This window comes from Pseudomonas arvensis (assembly GCF_056688935.1).
Genome location: NZ_CP162038.1, coordinates 2,258,975 through 2,280,732, shown reverse-complemented (window position 1 = coordinate 2,280,732; position 21,758 = coordinate 2,258,975). Strand labels below are relative to the sequence as shown.

Sequence of the window (21,758 nt, the reverse complement as noted above, 5' to 3'; positions counted from 1 at the left end):
ATCCACACCGACTGCTCCCGATAGGCGGGCATCCAAAGCCCCGCTCATAAACACAACAATGAGGGCGTAAAAATGGTGTTGAACAAAGGTGCAACCGCAGCGCTGTTTGCGGGACTACTGAGCGTGACCAGCCACGTCGCGCTGGCGGCCGAAAGCGTCAATTTCGTGAGCTGGGGCGGTAGCACCCAGGATGCGCAGAAGCAGGCGTGGGCTGACCCGTTCAGCAAGGCCAGCGGTATCACCGTCGTGCAGGATGGCCCCACCGACTACGGCAAACTCAAAGCCATGGTCGAGAGCGGCAACGTGCAGTGGGACGTGGTGGATGTGGAGGCCGACTTCGCCTTGCGCGCCGCCGCCGAAGGCCTGCTCGAACCGCTGGACTTCTCGGTGATCCAGCGCGACAAGATCGACCCGCGCTTCGTCTCCGACCACGGCGTCGGTTCGTTCTTCTTCTCCTTCGTGCTTGGCTACAACGAAGGCAAGCTCGGCGCGGGCAAACCCCAGGATTGGACCGCGCTGTTCGACACCAAGACCTACCCCGGCAAACGCGCCCTCTACAAATGGCCAAGCCCTGGCGTGCTCGAACTGGCGCTGCTGGCCGACGGTGTACCCGCCGACAAGCTCTACCCTCTGGACCTGGACCGAGCCTTCAAGAAACTCGACACCATCAAGAAAGACATCGTCTGGTGGGGCGGCGGCGCGCAGTCGCAACAACTGCTGGCCTCCGGCGAAGTCAGCATGGGGCAGTTCTGGAACGGCCGTATCCACGCCCTGCAGGAAGACGGTGCACCGGTCGGCGTGAGCTGGAAGCAAAACCTGGTGATGGCCGACATTCTCGTTGTGCCTAAAGGTTCGAAAAAAAAAGCGGCAGCGATGAAATTCCTGGCCAATGCCAGCAGCGCCAAGGGCCAGGCGGATTTTTCCAACCTGACCGCCTATGCGCCGGTGAACATCGACAGCGTGCAGCGCCTGGATTCAGTCCTCGCACCCAACCTGCCGACGGCGTATGCCAAGGACCAGATCACCCTCGATTTCGCCTACTGGGCCAAGAACGGCCCGGCCATTGCGACACGGTGGAATGAATGGCTAGTCAAATGAAAATGACGGCAACCACACCGACCGGGAGCGCCCTCGGCGCTGCCGGTGCGGTACCGGCCAAGACACCCTCGCCGTCCCTGGCACAGCGCTGGCGCGGATCGAGCAACCTGATCCCGGCCCTGCTGTTTCTCGGCCTGTTCTTCCTCGCGCCGCTGATCGGCCTGCTGCTGCGCGGCGTGCTGGAGCCGGTGCCGGGCCTGGGCAACTATGAACAGCTGTTCGCCAACTCGGCCTATGCCCGGGTGTTGCTCAATACCTTTTCGGTGGCGGGACTGGTGACCTTGTTCAGCCTGCTACTGGGCTTTCCGCTGGCCTGGGCAATCACACTGGTGCCGCGTGGTTGGGGGCGCTGGATGCTGAGCATTGTGCTGCTGTCGATGTGGACCAGCCTGTTGGCCCGCACCTATTCCTGGCTGGTGTTGCTGCAAGCCTCCGGGGTAATCAACAAGGCGTTGATGGCCATGGGCATCATCGATCAGCCATTGGAGATGGTGCATAACCTCACCGGCGTGGTGATCGGCATGAGCTACATCATGATCCCGTTCATCGTGCTGCCGTTGCAGGCGACCATGCAGGCCATCGACCCGATGATCCTGCAGGCCGGCTCGATCTGCGGCGCGAGCCCGTGGACCAACTTCTTCCGTGTCTTCCTGCCGCTGTGCCGGCCGGGGTTGTTCTCCGGCGGGCTGATGGTGTTCGTGATGTCTCTCGGTTACTACGTCACCCCGGCGCTGCTCGGCGGTGCGCAGAACATGATGCTGCCCGAGTTCATCATTCAGCAGGTGCAGTCGTTCCTCAATTGGGGCCTGGCCAGTGCCGGCGCCGCGTTGCTGATCTTCATCACGCTGGTGTTGTTCTACTTCTACCTGAAGCTTCAACCGGAATCCCCGGTTGGCGCCAGCAACGCGAGGTAAGCTGTCATGCTCCTGACCCCCAACGCCATGAGCCGCAGGATGCGCTTGGGCCTCTACACCACCACCGGGTTGATCGGCCTGTTCCTGCTGCTGCCGATCGTGTTTATCGTGCTGCTGTCGTTCGGCTCATCGCAATGGCTGGTGTTCCCGCCGCCCGGCTGGACGCTCAAATGGTACGGCCAATTCTTTTCCAACCCCGATTGGATGAACGCCGCCATGGCCAGCCTCAAGGTCGCGGTGTTGACCACGGTGTTCGCCGTCGCCCTGGGCCTGCCCACCGCATTTGCCCTGGTGCGCGGGCGCTTCCCCGGCCGCGAGTTGCTTTACGGCCTGTTCACCCTGCCGATGATCGTGCCGCTGGTGATCATCGCCGTGGCGGTGTATGCGCTGTTCCTCAAGCTGGGCTACACCGGCACGATGTTCGCCTTTGTGGTCAGCCATGTGATCGTTGCGCTGCCGTTTACCATCATCTCGATCATCAACTCGCTGAAGCTGTTCGACCAGTCGATTGAAGACGCGGCGGTGATCTGCGGCGCCTCGCGCTTGCAGGCCGTGTTCAAGGTGACGTTCCCGGCAATTCGCCCTGGGATGGTCGCCGGTGCACTGTTCGCGTTCCTGGTCTCATGGGACGAAGTGGTGCTCAGCGTGATGATGGCCAGCCCGACCCTGCAAACCCTTCCCGTAAAAATGTGGACCACCCTGCGCCAGGACCTGACGCCTGTGATCGCCGTCGCCTCGACGCTGCTGATCGGCCTCTCGGTGCTGGTCATGGTGATTGCCGCCGCCGTCCGCCGGCGCACCGAAACCCGCGCTTGAGCGCCGAGGATTAAGACATGAGTGCAGTGATCAAAGACCCCGTACAAACACTTGGCCAAAGCCTGGTGAGCCTGCGCAACCTGAACAAGTTCTACGGCGAATTTGCTGCCGTGGACAACATCTCGCTGGACATCCAGGACGGCGAATTCCTCACCTTCCTCGGCTCCAGCGGCTCTGGCAAAAGCACCACCCTGTCGATGCTCGCCGGTTTCGAAACGCCGAGCAGCGGCGAGATCCTGGTCAGCGGCCAATCGCTGGTCAACGTGCCGCCGCACAAGCGCGACATCGGCATGGTGTTCCAGCGCTACTCGCTGTTCCCGCATTTGTCGGTGCGCGACAACATCGCCTTCCCCCTGGCGATCCGCAAACTGGCCAGCGCCGAGCGCGAAAAGCGTGTCGACGCCATGCTCAAGCTGGTGCAGCTTGAGCAGTTCGCACATCGCCGCCCTTCGCAACTGTCCGGTGGCCAACAGCAACGAGTCGCCATCGCCCGCGCGCTGGTGTACGAACCGCGCATCCTGCTGATGGACGAACCCCTCGGCGCCCTCGACAAAAAGCTGCGTGAAGACCTGCAGGACGAACTGCGCCAGCTGCACCGGCGCCTGGGCATCACCATCGTCTACGTGACCCACGACCAGGAAGAAGCCATGCGCCTGTCCCAGCGCATCGCGATTTTCAGCCACGGCAAGATCGTCGGCCTGGGCAGCGGCTTCGACCTGTACCAGAACCCGCCGAACGCGTTCGTGGCGTCGTTCCTCGGCAACTCCAACTTCCTCAAGCTCAAGGCCCAGGGCAACGCAGTGGCGTCGTTCGAAGGCCAATCCCTGTCGATCCGCCTGACCACCGGGTTGCGCACCGAACAGGACGTGCTGCTGATGGTACGCCCGGAAAAAGCCCTGGCGCTGAGTGTCGAACAGGCCGCCGAGCAACCGCTGGCGGCGGGCTGGAATGAAGTGTCGGCCATCGTCGGGGAAGTGTTGTTTCTCGGCGAAAGCCAGACCTGCACCGTGCGCACCCTGGGCGGCACGTCGATGACGGTCAAGGCGCTATCGGCTGCGGGTATGCCGCTCAAGGCCGGCGACCCGGTGCGTGTGCGCTGGGCGACGGCGGATGCGTGTGTGTATACCGAGTGGGCCGAAAGCGACCTGAACAAGGCCGCTGGCGCGCATTGAGTCACGGTTGTGGGGCCAATGACGATTGCCTATCTGCTCAAAAACAACGCAAATCAAATGTGGGAGGGGGCAAGCCCCCTCCCACATCCAGACGAGAATCCCGGCGCTGGCGCCCCTCGCCACAGGGTTATGACAGTCGGTAGACCGCCTTGGCCTTGCGGGTGTGTTGACGTGTCGCCAGGCAGTAAAACAACGGACACGTCACCACCAAACCCACCAGCCACGACAGGTCCGCGCCTTCCACCAGGTTGGCCCACGGCCCCACGTACAGCGACGTATTGGCAAACGGCAACTGCACGATGATGCCGATGAAGTACGCCACGATCGCATGCAGGTTAAAGCGCCCATACACGCCGCCATCAGCCTGGAAGATCGAAGCGATGTCATAGACGCCGCGCTTGATGACGTAGAAGTCGATCAGGTTGATCGACGCCCACGGCACCAGTACCAGCAACAGCGCGAGGATCAGGCCGATGAACTGCGAGATGAAATCCGCCGACGCGCCCAACGCCACCACGCAACAGCCGGCGAGGATCACGCCCGACAGCACCACGCGCACTTTGATACTGGGAGTCCAGTGGCTGGCGAAGGTCTGGATCGAAGTGACGATCGACAGCACCGCGCCGTACAGATTCAAGGCGTTGTGGCTGATGATATTGAGCAAAAACAGCACCATCAGGATCGGCCCCAGCCAACCGGTGGCCTGCTTGACCGCTACCATGGCTTCGGTGCCCTCGGGCGTGGCGAGTGCGGCAACCAGGCCAAAGGCGAAGGACAGGATCGTGCCGAGGGTGGCGCCCAGGTAGGTCGCAATGAAAGGCCGGGTAATTCCGATGTCCGCCGGCAGGTAACGCGAGTAGTCGCTGGTATAGGGCGAAAAGCTGATCTGCCAGATCACCCCCAGCGACACGGTGGCCAACCAGCCAGCCGCGTTGAAGCCGCCACGGCTCAGGAAATCCGCCGGTAGGTCATGGGCAAAGATGTAGGCAAACCCGGCGAGCAATGCGCTGCCCATCACCCAGGTGCCGATACGGTTCAAGGTGTGGATAAAGCGGTAGCCGATCACGCCGATGGCGGTGGCGCTGAGGGCGCCGATCAGGATGCTCGCCGGCACCGGCACCGACGGCACGATGCCGACGATGGATTTGCCAGCCAGCACGATGTTGGAAATAAAGAAGCCGATGTAGATCAGTGCAGCGAAGAACACAATCAGCAAGGCGCCGTAGCGGCCGAACTGGCCACGGCTCTGCACCATCTGCGGAATGCCCATGCGCGGGCCCTGTGCCGAGGCAAGGGCTATCACGACACCGCCGAGCAGGTGCCCGAGGGCAATTGCCAGCAGTCCCCAGGCCAGATTGAGGTGGAATACCTGGGCGACCATGGCGCCGGTGACGATGGGCAGCGGCGCGATGTTGGTGCTGAACCATAAAGTGAACAGGTCGCGGGCCTTTCCGTGGCGCTCTGCGAGAGGGACGTAATCGACCGTGTGATGCTCGATCAGGGGGTCTTGCCGGGACATCTGGGGCATGGAAATGAACTCGCGTTTGTCTGATCTTATAGTTGTTTGACGCCATACCGGGGGGAGCTCTTCGGCCCTCTCGGATGAACACCATATTATGGTATTCCAACATTTCCACAAGACTGATCCGCTGTTTGTACCTGCAACTGATCCGGTTCCCTGTCGCCTTGAATCCCTTAAATTTCAGCCTGAACCCCAGCATTCATTGGATATTTCGCCAGAACAAGACGTTTATCGGGGGTTTAAAAAAGCGCTTGCAAGCTGTGTATTACGGTATACCATCATACCTAGAAATTAATAAAAACCGCTCCACCGCCAGAGGACCGTCACATGATCGATGCCGCCATCTACAAACAAGTGATGGGTTCATTTCCGTCCGGGGTCACCGTGATTACCACGCTTGATGACGACGGCCAGATCGTCGGCCTCACCGCCAGCGCCTTCAGTTCCTTGTCCATGGACCCGGCCCTGGTGCTGTTCTGCCCCAATTACAGCTCCGACTCCTACCCCATTCTGATCAAGAACAAGCGCTTTGCCATCCACGTCCTGTCGGGCGGCCAGCAAAGCGAAGCCTATGCGTTTGCGCGCAAGGGCAAAGACAAGGCCCAAGGCATCGAATGGACGCTCAGCGCGCTGGGCAACCCGATCCTGGCGAATGCCACGGCGGTGATCGAGTGCGAGCTGTGGCGTGAATATGAAGGCGGCGACCACGCGATCATGGTCGGCTCGGTGAAGAACCTGATCGTGCCGGAACAGGCCAACGGGCCCTTGGTCTATTGCCACGGCAAAATGGGCGCCCTGCCCGTGCCTGCCTGACCTCCCAGCAAACCCGGTATTTGCGCAAAACAACAACAGATTAGAGGTAAGCACCATGAAGTTTTCGCTGTTCGTACACATGGAACGTTGGGACGAAAGTGTCAGCCATCGTCAGTTGTTCGAAGACTTGACCGAACTGACCCTGATGGCCGAGGCCGGCGGTTTCAGCACCGTGTGGATTGGCGAACACCACGCCATGGAATACACCATTTCGCCAAGCCCGATGCCGCTGCTGGCTTACCTCGCGGCCAAGACCACCACGATTCATCTGGGCGCCGGCACCATCATCGCGCCGTTCTGGCACCCGCTGCGGGTGGCGGGCGAATGCGCCTTGCTCGACGTGATCAGCAACGGGCGCATGGAAGTCGGCCTGGCTCGCGGCGCGTACCAGGTGGAGTTTGACCGCATGGCCGGCGGCATGCCCGCCTCCAGCGGCGGCCAGGCCCTGCGTGAAATGGTGCCGGTGGTGCGTGCACTGTGGAAAGGCGACTACGCCCACGACGGCGAGATCTGGAAATTCCCCACCTCCACCAGCGTGCCCAAGCCGATCCAGCAGCCCAACCCGCCGATGTGGATCGCCGCCCGCGACCCGGACTCACACAACTTCGCGGTGGCCAACGGCTGCAATGTGATGGTGACGCCGCTGATGAAGGGCGACGAAGAAGTCCTCGACCTGAAAAACAAATTCCAGGCGGCCCTCGACAACAACCCCGACGTACCGCGCCCGCAATTGATGGTACTGCGCCACACCCATGTGCACGCGGCCGATGATCCGGAAGGTTGGAAAGTCGGGGCCAAGGCAATCTCGAAGTTCTATCGCACCTTCGATGCCTGGTTCGGCAATAAAGAAGTCCCGGTGAATGGCTTCCTGGCGCCAAGCCCGGAAGAAAAATTCGCCGCCCGCCCTGAGTTCGAACTGGAAAGCCTGCACAAGACCGCGATGATCGGCACCGCCGCCGAGATCATCCCGCGCATCCAGTACTACCAGGAACTGGGCGTGGATGAGTTCAGCTTCTGGTGCGATAACAGCTTGTCTCATGCAGAGAAGAAGAAGTCGCTGGCGCTGTTTATCGAGCAGGTGGTGCCGGTGTTTCGTTGACTGCTTGCAGGCTTCGCATCAAGCAGATGCGGAGCCTGCACGTCCGGCAATCAGCTGAACAGTTCGACACCCAACTGGAACGCAACCCACAGCGCCAGCCCCGTGGCAAAGAGCAGCGCGATATTTTCGAACAGGTTGTTGCGGTATTCCTTGCTCAACAGCGACTTCTGGTTGGACATGATCAGCAAGCCGAGGGAAATCACCGGCAAACCAATGATGTTCAACGCGCTGACGCCGATGGTCAGCGTGACAAAGTCCGGCATGCCCGGCAGCGACCAGATCAATGGGGTCACCAGGATGAACAACATGAACCACTTGTGCAGCGGGTCATGGTGGAATTCTTTGCCGTAACGCTCGCGGCGTCCGGGCCGCACATGCTGGAAGGCATCGGTGATCAGCATGGGAAATGCCGTGGTTTTACCGGAGATGCTGGCAAACAACGTTGCGAACACGCCAATAAAGAAGATGTACCAGCCAATAGGGCCGAAGAAGATTTCGAGTGCCTTACCCAGGTCGCCCAGGGTCTTCACTTCAATGCCGTTGGGCCGCAGGATCTCGGCGCCTACAATCCAGATCGCCAGGTTGATCACAATGCCGACGAACACGGCAAATAGCAGGTCGTTGCGTTGGATACGCTTGTGCTGTGGGCCAACCCAGCCTTTTTGACGCATGACATAGGGGTGCACGAAGTTGGCAATCGAGCCCGCCACCGCGCCGATCACCGAGACCGCCACCAGCAATGCCCCGTGTACGCCCTCATCCGGCGGAATGCTGAAACCAATCGTCCCTTTGACAATGCCCGCCATATCCGGCCCGGACATCACCGCCAGCGCAATGAATGCGAGGGTCATGATTGCCAGCAGGCCTTTCATCACACCTTCGATCATCGAATAGATATTGCGCCCGACCAGCAACCATACGGCCAATACCACCGCCACCGAACACAGTAATGCATAGTCGGTCTTGAACAGCATGGCCAGGGCTTCCCCCGCGCCCTTGATCATGTAGGCATTCATCAAATGCCCCATCAGCAGCGCATACACCAGCAGGAACCAGGCGAAAAACGGGTTCAACTGAGCGTAACCCTGGAGGATCGTCATGCCTTGGTTATTGCACAGCTGAAACCGCGCAATGATGTTGACGATCAGGTACCTGAGCAGCAGGGACACTGCCAGCACCCACATCATCGCATAACCATAGTTGGCGCCGGCCACGGAGGACGTAATCAAATCGCCTGCGCCCAGCCAGGACAGTACCGCAATGACGCCGGGGCCAAGCAACTTGAGAAGTCGTACAACATGGCCGGGCGCAGAGGCCACAGCCTTGCCTTCGACAGAAGGAAAACCGGTCATAGGAGAGTCTCCGTTATTTTTTTTGTGAGAGCCTGAGTAGTCGAACACAATTGATATGACGTCGTACAACCATGATAGTGAGTTAAGTATTAATAAATGTTTCGTGCTAACCAGGGCGTCCGCTATGGCCTAAGACGCGTTGCAAAATGTACTATCTGGTTACTTATCTTGCTAAAATCGCGTCTTTGCCCTCTCACATTCGAGTCCTTTCGACATGAAACGAGCATCGCGCGCCACCGGCGTCTCTAGATTCCTACTCCTGGGCCTGGGCGTTGTCATCGCCCTGCTCGGCCTTGCCCTCGCCGTCGGCGGCGCCAAACTGGTCAGTCTGGGTGGCTCCTGGTACTTCCTGATCGGCGGCGTGGCCATGGCGATTGCCGGCCTGTTGATTGCCCGGCGTAACCCGGCGGGCGCGTGGTTGTTCGCCGCATTCCTGGTCGGCACAGCCATCTGGGCCGTGGCGGATGTGGGCCTGGTGTTCTGGCCGCTGTTCTCGCGCGTGTTCATGTTCGCCGCCATCGGCATGGTCGTGGCGCTGGTGTATCCGCTGCTGGTCGGCAAGCCTGCACGCGGTGCCTATGGCGTCGCTGCCGTGTTGGCAGTGGGCGTAGCGGTTGCGGCGGGTAATATGTTTGTCGCCCACCCAAGTGTCGCCCCCACCGGTGCCGGCCCAGGCGTCACGCCCGTGGCCCCGGCCGATGCGCAGAAAGATTGGGCGCACTACGGCAACACCGAAGGCGGCAGCCGTTTTGCCGCGCTGGACCAGATCAACCGCGACAACGTCAACAAGCTCAAAGTCGCCTGGACCTACCACACCGGCGACGTAGCGATCAGCGACGGCAACGGTGCCGAAGACCAACTGACCCCGCTGCAGATCGGCAACAAAGTCTTCATCTGCACCCCGCACAACAACCTGATCGCCCTCGACGCCGACACCGGCAAAGAGCTGTGGAAGAACGAAGTCAACGCCAAGTCGGCGGTGTGGCAGCGTTGCCGTGGCATGGCGTATTTCGACGCCACCGCGCCGATTGCCCAGCCGACCCAGCCCAACAGCTCGCCGATCATCGCCGCCACGGTTGCGCCCGGCGCGCAGTGCCAGCGCCGTTTGCTGACCAACACCATCGACGCACGCCTGATCGCGGTCGATGCCGACACCGGCAAATTCTGCGAAGACTTCGGCACCCACGGCCAAGTGGATTTGAAAGCCGGCCTGGGCAACGTCCCGGACAGCTACTACCAGCTCTCCTCTGCCCCACTGATCGCCGGCACCACCGTTGTGGTGGGCGGCCGCGTGGCGGATAACGTGCAGACCGACATGCCAGGCGGCGTGATCCGTGGTTTTGATGTAATCAGCGGCCAGATGCGCTGGGCCTTCGACCCCGGCAACCCAGAAGACAAACAAGCCCCGACCGGCGACAGCACCTACGTGCGCAGCACGCCAAACAGCTGGGCGCCGATGTCCTACGACCCGCTGATGAACACGATTTTCCTGCCGATGGGCAGTTCGTCCACCGATATCTACGGCGTTGAGCGCACCCAGCTCAACCATAAATACGGCGCTTCGGTGCTGGCCCTGGATGCCTCCAGCGGTGCGGAAAAATGGGTGTACCAGACCGTCCACAACGACCTGTGGGACTTCGACCTGCCGATGCAGCCGAGCCTGATCGACTTCACCCCGCCTGGCAGCGACAAAGCTGTACCGGCGGTGGTGATTGGCACCAAGGCCGGGCAGATCTACGTGCTGGATCGCGCCACCGGCAAGCCGCTGACCGAGGTCAAAGACGTACCGGTCAAGGCCGCCAACATCCCCAATGAGCCCTACTCTCCAACCCAGCCTAAATCGGTGGGCATGCCGCAGATCGGCGCGCAAACCCTGACTGAATCGGACATGTGGGGCGCCACGCCGTACGACCAGTTGCTGTGCCGCATCGACTTCAAAGGCATGCGCTACGACGGTCTGTACACCGCGCCAGGCACCGATAAATCCCTGAGCTTTCCCGGCTCCCTGGGCGGCATGAACTGGGGCAGTATTTCCACCGACCCGGTGCACGGTTTTATCTTCGTCAACGACATGCGCCTGGGCCTGTGGATCCAGATGGTGCCGGCGCAGAAAAACGCCCAAACCTCCTCCGGTGGCGAAGCGCTGAACACCGGCATGGGCGCCGTCCCGCTCAAGGGCACGCCGTATGCCGTGAACAAAAACCGCTTCCTGTCGGTGGCCGGCATTCCGTGCCAGGCGCCGCCGTTCGGCACCCTGACCGCTATCGACATGAAGACCCAGAAGGTCGCGTGGCAAGTACCGGTCGGCACTGTTGAAGACACCGGCCCGCTGGGCATCCGCATGCACCTGCCAATCAAGATCGGCCTGCCGACCCTCGGCGGCACGCTGTCGACCCAGGGCGGCCTGATCTTTATTGCCGGCACCCAGGACTTCTACCTGCGCGCCTTCAACAGCGGCAATGGTGATGAAGTCTGGAAGGCCCGCCTGCCCGTCGGCAGCCAAGGCGGCCCGATGACCTACGTGTCGCCGAAAACCGGCAAGCAGTACGTAGTCATCACCGCTGGCGGTGCACGCCAATCCACTGACCGTGGCGACTACGTGATCGCCTACGCCCTGCCATAACCCCTCTGTCCGCGCGGTGCCCTTGCACCGCGCGCTCCGGCATCGGCAACAAGCCCCTTCTACATCGCCTGCATTTCAATAGGTGAGCGGTATCGTTAGTGGCATTTGGTCATGGTTTGTAAAGGGCCAGCAAGTCGGGTCGCTTTTAATTGCAGGACGTTTCCTAGACAATTCCTGCCGCCTTGTGCCTGTTGGAATCGCTGGCTAGTCTGCGGTCCGTCACTGCCAAATCAGTGATCGGGTTTAGTCGCCTGATCTTCCAACGCGTGCATGGTCCTTCATCAGTTTTATGGTGGCTGTGCGCAGGGCACCTTCGGGTGCGCCGGTATTTTCGCGTTGGAGCCGGTCGACTAACCTGCGTACAGCCGCCACCCTCGTTTAGTCGCGAAGGGTGTCGGCCCCTCATCCAACGCGAAGGTACACCATGAATAAAGTCATCCCCGATCCACCCTTTGATCCCGCCAAAGACCGCGCCGCCTTCAACCGCGCCATCGACCACTACCTGCCCACTCAAGGCCTCCACTCGGTCAACGAAGACCTGAGTTTCGAAGATGCCCTGCTTTACACCGCCAGCTTGCTCGACAGCGCTTCCGCCACGGCGCTGGATTGCGGTGACCTGCTACCAAACCCCGAACGGGCGAAGATTCTGGCCGTGTGGCATTTGCTGGAAATTGCAAAGACCACCGTGGATCGCTCCATCGAATGCCTGAAGCCCGCTAAAGCAACTGCCTGAACACGTTAAAAAGGTGGGAGGGGGCTTGCCCCCGATGGCGGTGTCAGTCAATGAATTGATTGACTGATCCACCGCATTCGGGGCCAAGTCGAAGCGTCGCACCGCCCCTCCCACATTGGGTCCAGCAGTGTATGTAAGGCGTTACTCAGGCACGGGCAACTCAAACTCCGCACCCTGCTGGTACTCCCGCGGCGTACAACCCAATTCACGACGAAACACCGTATGCAGGTACTGCGCCGACTTGAAGCCGCACTTGGCCGCAATATCGGCAATCGCCAGTTCGTGGCTTTCCAGGCCCTTGGCGGCGGCGGCGAGTTTGAAGCGCAGGATCTCGTCATGCACGCTGCAGCCGCGCACCTTGCGAAAGTGCGCTTCCAGGGATGAGCGCGACACGCCGACATAGGCCGCCACCTGCGCGGTCTTGATGCCCTGGCAGGCGTACTGGCGGATAAACAGCAGCGCCTGCATCACGTACGGATTACCCAAGGGTTGATGCAAGCTGGAGGCCTGCACATTGATCGCCTCCGGCGGTACCAGGACCCGCGTGCCCACGCAAGGCTTGCCATGCAGCATCTGGTGTAACAGCGCAGCGGCAGTACGGCCCATGGTTTCGGTGCCCTGGATCACCGAACTCAGCGGCACCCGCGTGAGGGTGCGGGTCAGCGGGTCGTTGTCGATGCCGATCAGCGCGACTTGCTCCGGCACGGCGATGCCGGCGGTGAGGCAGGCTTGCAGCAATTGCCGGGCACGGGCATCGGTGACGGCGATGATGCCGATAGGTTTGGGCAAACTTTCCAGCCAGGCGATCTGTTGCTCCACGGCGCTGTCCCACAACGGCGCGCTGGTGCCCAGGCCGCGATACACCTCAACGTGCAAACCATCGCGCAGCATCAGGCGGCGAAAGACTTTTTCGCGCTCCTGGGCCCAGCGATTGGCCTGGGCTTCAGGCAGGCTGAAACAGGCAAAGCGCGTCAGCCCGGCCTCGATCAGGTGCTCGTAGGCCAGCTTCATCAAGGCGTAATTGTCGGTGGCGACATAGGGAATGCCTTGGGGATAGGCGCGCGTATCCTCATAGGAACCGCCCACCGCCACCACCGGCAACTGGCTGCCGGCCAACGCCTCGCCGATCAGCGGGTCGTCGAAGTCGGCAATGATCCCATCGCCTTGAAAGCGCTCGATGCCTTTGAGGCGGCACAGAAAGTCTTCTTCCAGGAACAAGTCCCAGGAAACCCGCGTACTGCTCAGGTAATTGCCGATGCCGGCGATGATGCCGCGGTCGTAGATTTTGCTGCCGTTGAACAACAGCGCAATGCGGTGCACGGGCGGTAGGGTTTTCATTGTTTTTGTCCTGGGGCCTGTTTCGACAGACTAGCCCTCACTGCACAAAATCGCACTACGCCTTGGTGATTTTCATAATCAACCGCCCCACCGCCGTTGCTAGTATCCAGACACCGCCAAGAACAATAAGGAAAACGCCATGCCGTACTTCCCCGGTGTCGAGAAGGTTCGCTTCGAAGGCCCCAGCAGCGACTCCCCCCTCGCCTTTCGCCACTACGACGCCAACAAGTTGATCCTCGGTAAACCCATGCGTGAACACCTGCGCATGGCGGCTTGTTATTGGCACACGTTCGTCTGGCCCGGTGCGGATATGTTCGGCGTGGGCACTTTCAAGCGCCCGTGGCAGCGCAGTGGCGATCCGATGGAACTGGCCATGGGCAAGGCGGATGCGGCCTTTGAGTTTTTCTCCAAGCTGGGCATCGACTACTACAGTTTTCACGACACCGACGTGGCGCCCGAAGGCAGTTCGCTCAAGGAATATCGCCAGCACTTCGCGCAGATGGTCGACCACCTGGAGCGCCACCAGGAACAGACCGGTATCAAACTGCTGTGGGGCACCGCCAACTGCTTCAGCAACCCGCGCTTTGCCGCCGGCGCGGCCAGTAACCCGGACCCGGAAGTGTTCGCCTATGCCGCCGCCCAGGTGTACAGCGCGATGAACGCCACCCTGCGCCTCAAGGGTTCCAACTATGTGCTGTGGGGCGGCCGTGAAGGCTATGAAACCCTGCTCAATACCGACCTCAAGCGTGAGCGCGAACAGCTCGGTCGCTTTATGCGCATGGTGGTGGAACACAAGCACAAGATTGGCTTCAAGGGCGACCTGCTGATCGAGCCCAAGCCTCAGGAGCCGACCAAGCACCAATACGATTACGACAGCGCCACGGTGTTCGGCTTTTTGCATGAGTACGGCCTGGAACATGAGATCAAGGTGAATATCGAGGCCAACCACGCGACCCTGGCCGGGCACAGTTTCCATCACGAGATTGCCACGGCCGTGTCCCTCGGCATCTTCGGCAGCATCGACGCCAACCGTGGCGACCCGCAGAACGGCTGGGACACCGACCAGTTCCCCAACAGCGTCGAGGAAATGACCCTGGCCACTTATGAAATCCTCAAGGCTGGCGGGTTCAAGAACGGCGGCTATAACTTTGATTCCAAGGTGCGGCGCCAGAGCCTGGATGACGTGGATCTGTTCCACGGCCACGTCGCGGCCATGGACACGTTGGCGCTGGCCCTGGAACGTGCGGCAGCCATGGTGCAGAACGACCGGTTGCAACAGTTCAAGGACCAGCGCTATGCCGGCTGGCAACAGCCGTTGGGCCAGGCGGTGCTGGCGGGTGAGTTCAGCCTGCAATCGCTGGCCGAGCATGCATTTGCCCAGGAGCTGAACCCGCAGGCGGTGAGCGGGCGACAGGAGATGCTTGAAGGGGTTGTGAACCGGTTTATCTACACCTGAGTGATCCTGTGCACTTTTGCCTGTGGCTGCAGTTGGGGTTGTGGTTATGGTTGGGATTGTGGCTGGGATTGGGATTGTGGTGAGCGGGCTTGCCCCGCGCTGGGCTGCGAAGCAGCCCCAAACCAGACGACACAATTTTACCTGAAACACCGAGGTGCCTGACTTCAGGGCTGCTTCGCAGCCCAGCGCGGGGCAAGCCCGCTCACCACAACAGCAACAGCAACAGCAACAGCAACAGCAACAGCAACAGCAACAGCAACAGCGGTGTTCGACTAGAGTCTTCCAACAACAATAAAAGGACGCACCACCATGAAGTCATTCAAACGCACCCTGCTCGCCACGGCCCTGGCCTTGCTCGCCCTGCCGGTCATGGCCGACCCTGCCCACCCGAAAATCGGCTTTTCCATCGACGACCTGCGCCTTGAACGCTGGTCCCGCGACCGTGACTACTTCGTCGCCGCTGCCGAAAAACTCGACGCGAAAGTCTTTGTGCAATCGGCAGATGCCAACGAGCAGAAGCAGATCTCCCAAATTGAAAACCTGATCGCCCGGGGCGTCGACGTCATCGTGATCGTGCCGTTCAACGCCACGGTGCTGACTAACGCGGTGGCCGAAGCCAAGAAAGCCGGGATCAAGGTGGTGTCCTATGACCGCCTGATTCTCAACGCGGACATCGACGCCTACATCTCCTTCGATAACGAAAAAGTCGGCGAAATGCAGGCCGCCGGCGTGCTGCAAGCCGCGCCCAAGGGAAACTACTTCCTGCTCGGCGGCGCGCCCACCGACAACAACGCCAAAGTGCTGCGCGAAGGCCAGATGAAGGTGCTGCAACCGGCCATCGACAAGGGCGATATCAAGGTGGTCGGCCAACAATGGGTCAAGGAGTGGAACCCCACCGAAGCCCTGAGCATCGTCGAAAACGCCCTGACGCGGAACAACAACAAGATCGACGCCATCGTCGCCTCCAACGACGCCACCGCCGGCGGTGCGATCCAGGCCCTGGCCGCGCAGAAACTCGCGGGCAAGGTGCCGATCTCCGGCCAGGACGCCGACCTCGCCGCAATCAAGCGCGTGATCGACGGCACCCAGACCATGACCGTGTACAAGCCGCTCAAGCTGATCGCCACCGAAGCCGCCAAGCTCTCGGTTCAACTGGCACGCAACGAAAAACCCACCTACAGCTCGCAGTACGACAACGGCAGCAAACAGGTGGACACCATCCTGCTCACCCCGACCCCGCTGACCAAGGCCAATATTGATCTGTTGGAGAAGGATGGGTTCTACACCAAAGAGCAGATTGCCGGGCAGTGACCGCCATGGCCGACTACCTGCTGCAAATGACCGGCATCGTCAAAACCTTTGGCGGTGTCAACGCCCTGAACGGCATCGACATCAGCGTGCGGCCGGGAGAGTGTGTCGGCCTGTGCGGTGAGAATGGCGCGGGCAAATCAACCTTGATGAAGGTGCTGTCGGCGGTCTACCCGTACGGCACCTGGGACGGCGAGATCCTCTGGGATGGGCAGCCGCTCAGGGCCCAGTCCATCAGCGAAACCGAGGCCGCGGGCATCGTGATCATCCACCAGGAGCTGACCCTGGTGCCCGACCTCTCGGTGGCCGAAAACATCTTTATGGGCCACGAGCTGACGTTGCCCGGTGGACGCATGAACTACCCGGCGATGCTCCACCGCGCCGAAGCGCTGATGCGTGAACTCAAGGTGCCGGATATGAACGTCGCCTTGCCGGTGTCGCAATACGGCGGCGGCTACCAGCAACTGGTGGAAATCGCCAAGGCGCTGAATAAAAAAGCGCGCCTGCTGATCCTCGACGAGCCTTCGTCGGCCCTGACCCGTTCGGAAATCGAGGTGCTGCTCGACATCATCCGAGACCTCAAGGCCAAGGGCGTGGCCTGCGTGTACATCTCCCACAAGCTCGATGAAGTGGCGGCGGTGTGCGACACCATTGCGGTGATCCGCGACGGCAAGCACATCGCGACCACGGCCATGGCCGACATGGACATCCCGCAAATCATCACGCAGATGGTCGGGCGGGAAATGAGCAACCTCTACCCCACCGAACCCCATGACATCGGCGAGGTGATTTTCGAAGCGCGCAACGTCACCTGCTATGACGTGGACAACCCCAGGCGCAAGCGTGTCGATGATATTTCCTTCGTGCTCAAGCGCGGCGAAATCCTCGGCATCGCCGGACTGGTCGGCGCCGGGCGCACGGAACTGGTGTCGGCGCTGTTCGGCGCCTACCCCGGCCGCTACAGCGCCGAAGTGTGGTTGGACGGCCAGGTGATCGACACACGCACGCCGCTCAAATCGATCCGCGCCGGGCTGTGCATGGTGCCGGAAGACCGCAAGCGCCAAGGCATCGTTCCCGACCTGGGCGTGGGCCAGAACATCACCCTGGCGATCCTCGACACCTATGCCCATATGACCCGCATCGATGCCGAAGCCGAACTGGGCAGCATCGACCAGCAGATCGCACGCATGCACCTCAAGACCTCCAGCCCGTTCTTGCCGATCACCAGCCTCTCTGGCGGCAATCAGCAAAAGGCCGTGCTGGCAAAAATGCTGATGGCCAAGCCCAAGGTGCTGATCCTCGACGAGCCCACACGTGGGGTGGACGTGGGCGCCAAGTATGAGATCTACAAACTGATGGGCGCGCTGGCGGCCGAAGGCGTGTCGATCATCATGGTGTCTTCGGAACTGGCCGAAGTGCTCGGCGTGTCCAACCGCGTGCTGGTGATCGGCGACGGCCAACTGCGCGGCGACTTCATCAACGAGGGGCTCACCCAGGAACAAGTGCTCGCCGCCGCGCTCAGCCATAACAACAATAATGATCGGAAGACCGCGTAGATGAATCAGGTCAAACAGCTGTTTACCCGCTACAAAATGCTCGCCCTGGTGATCGCCGTGGCGGTGATCTGGCTGTTTTTCAGCTGGCAGACCGAGGGCGGTTTCCTGACACCGCGCAACCTGTCGAACCTGCTGCGCCAGATGGCGATCACCGGGATCCTGGCGTGCGGCATGGTGCTGGTGATTATCAGCGGCGAGATTGATCTGTCGGTGGGTTCGTTGCTGGGGTTGTTGGGCGGGTTGGCGGCGATCCTGGATGTGGTCTATCACATCCCGTTGCTGGCCAATCTCAGCCTGGTGGCGCTGTGCGGGCTGATGATCGGGTTGGCCAACGGCTACATGACGGCTTATCTGCGCATCCCTTCGTTTATCGTCGGATTGGGCGGCATGCTGGCGTTTCGCGGGATTCTGCTGGGGATCACCGGCGGCACCACCATTGCGCCGGTATCGCCGTCGCTGGTGTACGTGGGCCAGGGGTATTTGCCGCACACCGTGGGCGTCGGCCTCGGGATTTTGTTGTTTGCGCTGACGCTGTTCTTGACCTGGAAACAGCGGCGCAACCGTGCGCTGCACGGGCTGGCCGCGCATTCGCTGGTGCGTGATGTGGTGCGCGTCGGGGTGATCGGCGCGGTGCTCGCCGGGTTCGTCACCACCCTCAACAGCTACGACGGCATCCCCGTGCCGGTGCTGCTGTTGCTGGTGCTGCTCGGCGTGTTCAGCTACGTCACCAGCCAGACCGTGTTCGGTCGCCGCGTCTACGCGGTGGGCAGCAACATGGAGGCCACACGCCTGTCGGGCATCAACGTGCAGGCGGTGAAACTGTGGATCTTCGGCATCATGGGGGTGATGTGCGCACTGGCCGGCCTGGTCAACACCGCACGTCTCGCGGCGGGTTCGCCGTCGGCGGGCAACATGGGCGAACTGGATGCGATTGCGGCGTGCTTTATCGGCGGCACGTCGATGCGCGGTGGCTCGGGCACGGTGTATGGCGCGCTGCTCGGGGCGTTGGTGATTACCAGCCTGGATAACGGCATGTCGATGCTGGATGTGGACAGTTACTGGCAGATGATCGTCAAGGGCAGCATCCTGGTGCTGGCGGTGTGGGTGGATGTGAGTACGCGGGCGGGGCGCAGGTGAGTGATCCCAAGCACACCGCAGGCTAAATGTGGGAGGGGGCTTGCCCTCGAAGACGGTGGGTCAGCCACACATCCATTGACTGACACTCCGCTTTCGCGAGCAAGCCCGCTCCCACAATGACTATCCGGCGTTAACTACCGAACACCAACGCCACCGCCTGAGCCCCCGCATTTTTCTGTGTGAAGTCCTTGGCCTGGGCGGCTGTCTTCAAGGTGTAGCCATAGTTGGAACTGGCCGTCCATTGGGCCTTGGGCGACTTCTGGTTGGTGATCGCCGGCACGCTGTTGGTGTCGGTGAATGTTCCGGTGCCCTTGTCATCCAACATGCCTTTGTTCTGGCTGCCCTCTCCAAAATAGTTGCTCTCAGAAAGGATGTTGGCGTTCTGCGCCAGGGTGAAACCCAGGTGGAAGTTGTTGATGTAGTTGTTGTAGACGTGGAAGTACCCGTAGCGCATCAAGCCCGGCGCGCGGACTTCCATGTTGTCGAAGCGGTTGTGACACAACGTGAGGCGCGGGTAACCATTGAACTCGGCTTTGTTGTCATCGGCCGGGTGACCGAAGATCAGGCCATATTTGTGGTTACCGAAGAAGCAGTTGCTGATGGTGGCGTAGTCAGCCTTTTCACCGATGTACACCAATTTGTCTTCGCTGCCATCCGTGGTTGACCAGGTGTGGCCAACAAAGGAGCAATGATCGATCCAGTACTTGCTGCCGTAGTTCAGGTACACCTGAATATCGTCATTGGCCTTAATGCTGGCCGAATGCTTGAAGATAATATTTTGCAGAATGATGTTCTGCGACTGCGCGGTTGCACGCAGGTGAATATTCTCCAAGGTACGGTTCTGGAACGAGCCGATCAGGGTCTTGTTGGCGCCCATGTTGACCTTGGTCAGGCTCGACGCCGCGATGTTGCTGTTGATCACCAGGACCCGTGGGGTGGTGTCGCCAATGTTGGCTTTGAGTTGATCCAGCGTGGTGATACTGACCACCTGGCCAGACCAGCCGCCGGTAACTTTGGCGGCGAGTGCAAAACCGGTCAGGCCGGTGAGTTTGCTTTCTGGATACGACATGAGTTCCCTCTCTCTATAAAAACGGCTCGGTTTGACGAGCCTGTGCATTGAGTTAATCCGTTAACTTGCACACAGTGTTTGGCGTAGCTGATGGTGCCGTCCTGGTTGATCAGCGCTTAAACACTGTGTTTATGTACAGTATTATTCAATCGCCTGACCGTCAACCCTCGCGCAAAAAAATGTGGGAGAGGCAAGCCCCTCCCACACTGGATTTCTACAACCCTGGATTACTTGGACACCGGCATCGCAAACTCCGCGCCCTGCTCGATGCTCTCCGACCAGCGCTGCATGATCGATTTTTGCTTGGTGTAGAAACGCACACCCTCGGTGCCATAGGCGTGCATGTCGCCAAACAGGCTCTTCTTCCAGCCACCAAACCCGTGCCAGGCCATCGGCACCGGGATCGGCACGTTGATGCCGACCATGCCCACCTGGATACGCCGCGCAAATTCGCGGGCAATGTTGCCGTCGCGGGTGAAGCAGCTGACGCCGTTGCCGAACTCGTGATCGTTGACCAGCTTGATCGCCTCGCCAAAATCGTTGACCCGCACACAGGCCAGGACCGGGCCGAAGATTTCTTCGCGGTAGATGCTCATTTCCTGGGTCACATGGTCGAACAGGGTCGCGCCGAGCCAGAAGCCGTTTTCCAGACCCGCTTCGGTGGGCACGTAGTCACGCCCGTCCAGCAGCAATTGCGCGCCGGACTGTACGCCCTGTTCGATGTAGCCGCTGATGCGTTCCAGCGCGGCGCGGGACACAATCGGGCCCATCTCGGCCTTGAGGTCGCGACCGTCAGTGATGCGCAGCTGCTTGGCGCGTTCGGTCAAGGCAGCAATGACTTTGTCACCGACATCGCCGACCAGCACGGCGACGGAGATTGCCATGCAGCGCTCGCCAGCACTGCCATAAGCAGCGCCCATCAGCGCGTCGACGGTTTTTTCGATGTCGGCGTCGGGCATCACCACCATATGGTTTTTCGCGCCGCCCAGGCCCTGTACACGCTTGCCGTTGCGCGCGCCGGTTTCGTAGATGTATTGGGCAATCGGTGTGGAGCCGACGAAGCTCACGGCCTTGACGTCCGGGTGTTCGATCAGTGCATCCACCGATTCCTTGTCGCCCTGCACCACGTTGAACACGCCTTTGGGCAGGCCGGCTTCACGCAGCAGCTCAGCCATGAACAGCGAGGCGCTTGGATCAGTCGGGCTTGGCTTGAGGATGAAGGTGTTGCCCGCCGCGATGGCGATCGGGTACATCCACATCGGCACCATCACCGGGAAGTTGAACGGCGTGACGCCGGCCACGACGCCCAGCGGTTGGCGCATTGTCCAGTTGTCCATGCCTCGGGAGACCTGGTCGGAGTGCTCGCCCTTGAGCAGGTTGGGGATGCCGCAGGCGAATTCCAGAATATCGATGCCACGGTCCACTTCGCCTTGGGCGTCGGTGAAGACCTTGCCGTGCTCGGCGACGATGATGCGCGCCAGGTCGTCCTTGCGCTCACGCAGCAGGTGCAGGTACTGGAACAGCACACGGGCGCGGCGGATGGGCGGGGTGTCGGCCCAGCCGTCGAAGGCGGCTTGGGCGGCGGCAACGGCTTCGGACACGGTCTGGCGGCTGGCCAGCGCAACGCGAGCGGTTTTTTCGCCGGTGGCCGGGTTGAAGACGTCCTGGTAGCGATCATCGCGAGACACGCGCTGGTCGTTGATGTAGTGCTCGATTGTAGTGGTCATGGCAGTCGATCCCGGTGGGTAGCGT

General features: G+C 60.9%; 17 protein-coding genes. 12 read left to right on the top strand and 5 right to left on the bottom strand.

Annotation, left to right across the window (positions count from 1 at the left end; translation table 11 throughout):
• The first annotated feature begins 72 nt into the window (after positions 1-72).
• The 4 genes from AB3G88_RS10555 to AB3G88_RS10540 are packed head-to-tail and all read left to right on the top strand — an operon-like array spanning position 73 to position 4,000.
• A complete protein-coding gene (locus AB3G88_RS10555; RefSeq protein ID WP_480453933.1) occupies positions 73-1,098 on the top strand; it encodes an ABC transporter substrate-binding protein in 1,026 nt (341 codons plus the stop codon).
• Positions 1,095-2,012, top strand: a complete 918-nt coding sequence (locus AB3G88_RS10550) for an ABC transporter permease (RefSeq protein ID WP_099584566.1) — start codon at positions 1,095-1,097, stop codon at positions 2,010-2,012. Before AB3G88_RS10555 ends, AB3G88_RS10550 begins: the two co-directional genes overlap by 4 nt.
• A 6-nt stretch (positions 2,013-2,018) precedes the next feature.
• On the top strand, positions 2,019-2,828 hold the full coding sequence (locus tag AB3G88_RS10545) for an ABC transporter permease (protein WP_112194730.1): 810 nt from the start codon (positions 2,019-2,021) through the stop codon (positions 2,826-2,828).
• A gap of 17 nt (positions 2,829-2,845) precedes the next feature.
• Complete coding sequence (locus tag AB3G88_RS10540) at positions 2,846-4,000, top strand: ABC transporter ATP-binding protein (RefSeq protein ID WP_480453931.1); 1,155 nt, start codon at positions 2,846-2,848, stop codon at positions 3,998-4,000.
• 127 nt (positions 4,001-4,127) lie between these two features.
• On the opposite strand, the gene AB3G88_RS10535 is transcribed toward AB3G88_RS10540, so the two are convergent.
• Positions 4,128-5,528 (bottom strand): purine-cytosine permease family protein, encoded by a 1,401-nt coding sequence (locus AB3G88_RS10535; RefSeq protein ID WP_480453930.1) that lies wholly within the window; start codon positions 5,526-5,528, stop codon positions 4,128-4,130.
• A gap of 321 nt (positions 5,529-5,849) precedes the next feature.
• Here AB3G88_RS10535 and AB3G88_RS10530 point away from each other — a divergent pair, with 321 nt between their 5' ends.
• Positions 5,850-6,335 carry a flavin reductase family protein gene (locus AB3G88_RS10530; RefSeq protein ID WP_003173304.1) on the top strand — a complete coding sequence of 162 codons (486 nt, stop codon included), beginning with the start codon at positions 5,850-5,852 and terminating at the stop codon, positions 6,333-6,335.
• 55 nt (positions 6,336-6,390) lie between these two features.
• Entirely contained in the window at positions 6,391-7,434 is a 1,044-nt protein-coding gene (locus AB3G88_RS10525) for an LLM class flavin-dependent oxidoreductase (protein WP_191948174.1), read from the top strand.
• Between the two features lie 50 nt (positions 7,435-7,484).
• Here AB3G88_RS10525 and AB3G88_RS10520 read toward each other — a convergent pair whose 3' ends face one another.
• Positions 7,485-8,786, bottom strand: a complete 1,302-nt coding sequence (locus AB3G88_RS10520) for an Nramp family divalent metal transporter (RefSeq protein ID WP_112194725.1) — start codon at positions 8,784-8,786, stop codon at positions 7,485-7,487.
• 214 nt (positions 8,787-9,000) lie between these two features.
• Between AB3G88_RS10520 and AB3G88_RS10515 the strand changes: the two genes are divergently transcribed.
• On the top strand, positions 9,001-11,409 hold the full coding sequence (locus AB3G88_RS10515) for a glucose/quinate/shikimate family membrane-bound PQQ-dependent dehydrogenase (RefSeq protein ID WP_480453928.1): 2,409 nt from the start codon (positions 9,001-9,003) through the stop codon (positions 11,407-11,409).
• A 424-nt stretch (positions 11,410-11,833) separates the two neighbouring features.
• The gene (locus AB3G88_RS10510) at positions 11,834-12,142 is read left to right on the top strand and encodes a DUF6124 family protein (RefSeq protein WP_400526205.1); all 309 of its coding nucleotides are present in this window, start codon (positions 11,834-11,836) and stop codon (positions 12,140-12,142) included.
• Between the two features lie 141 nt (positions 12,143-12,283).
• On the opposite strand, the gene AB3G88_RS10505 is transcribed toward AB3G88_RS10510, so the two are convergent.
• Entirely contained in the window at positions 12,284-13,480 is a 1,197-nt protein-coding gene (locus tag AB3G88_RS10505; protein ID WP_480453926.1) for a XylR family transcriptional regulator, read from the bottom strand.
• A 139-nt stretch (positions 13,481-13,619) separates the two neighbouring features.
• On the opposite strand from AB3G88_RS10505, the gene xylA reads away from it, so the two are divergent.
• From xylA to AB3G88_RS10485, 4 genes are all read left to right on the top strand, one after another.
• Complete coding sequence (gene xylA, locus AB3G88_RS10500; RefSeq protein WP_400526209.1) at positions 13,620-14,936, top strand: xylose isomerase; 1,317 nt, start codon at positions 13,620-13,622, stop codon at positions 14,934-14,936.
• A 309-nt stretch (positions 14,937-15,245) separates the two neighbouring features.
• Positions 15,246-16,247, top strand: a complete 1,002-nt coding sequence (gene xylF, locus AB3G88_RS10495) for a D-xylose ABC transporter substrate-binding protein (protein WP_480453924.1) — start codon at positions 15,246-15,248, stop codon at positions 16,245-16,247.
• Between the two features lie 5 nt (positions 16,248-16,252).
• A complete protein-coding gene (gene xylG, locus AB3G88_RS10490; RefSeq protein ID WP_177411523.1) occupies positions 16,253-17,800 on the top strand; it encodes a D-xylose ABC transporter ATP-binding protein in 1,548 nt (515 codons plus the stop codon).
• Positions 17,801-18,937 carry a sugar ABC transporter permease gene (locus tag AB3G88_RS10485; protein ID WP_191959888.1) on the top strand — a complete coding sequence of 379 codons (1,137 nt, stop codon included), beginning with the start codon at positions 17,801-17,803 and terminating at the stop codon, positions 18,935-18,937.
• Positions 18,938-19,067: 130 nt separating this feature from the next.
• On the opposite strand, the gene AB3G88_RS10480 is transcribed toward AB3G88_RS10485, so the two are convergent.
• Positions 19,068-20,006, bottom strand: a complete 939-nt coding sequence (locus AB3G88_RS10480; RefSeq protein WP_112194713.1) for a pectate lyase family protein — start codon at positions 20,004-20,006, stop codon at positions 19,068-19,070.
• Positions 20,007-20,233: 227 nt separating this feature from the next.
• Positions 20,234-21,733, bottom strand: a complete 1,500-nt coding sequence (locus AB3G88_RS10475) for a CoA-acylating methylmalonate-semialdehyde dehydrogenase (RefSeq protein WP_099584553.1) — start codon at positions 21,731-21,733, stop codon at positions 20,234-20,236.
• Positions 21,734-21,758 lie beyond the last annotated feature (25 nt).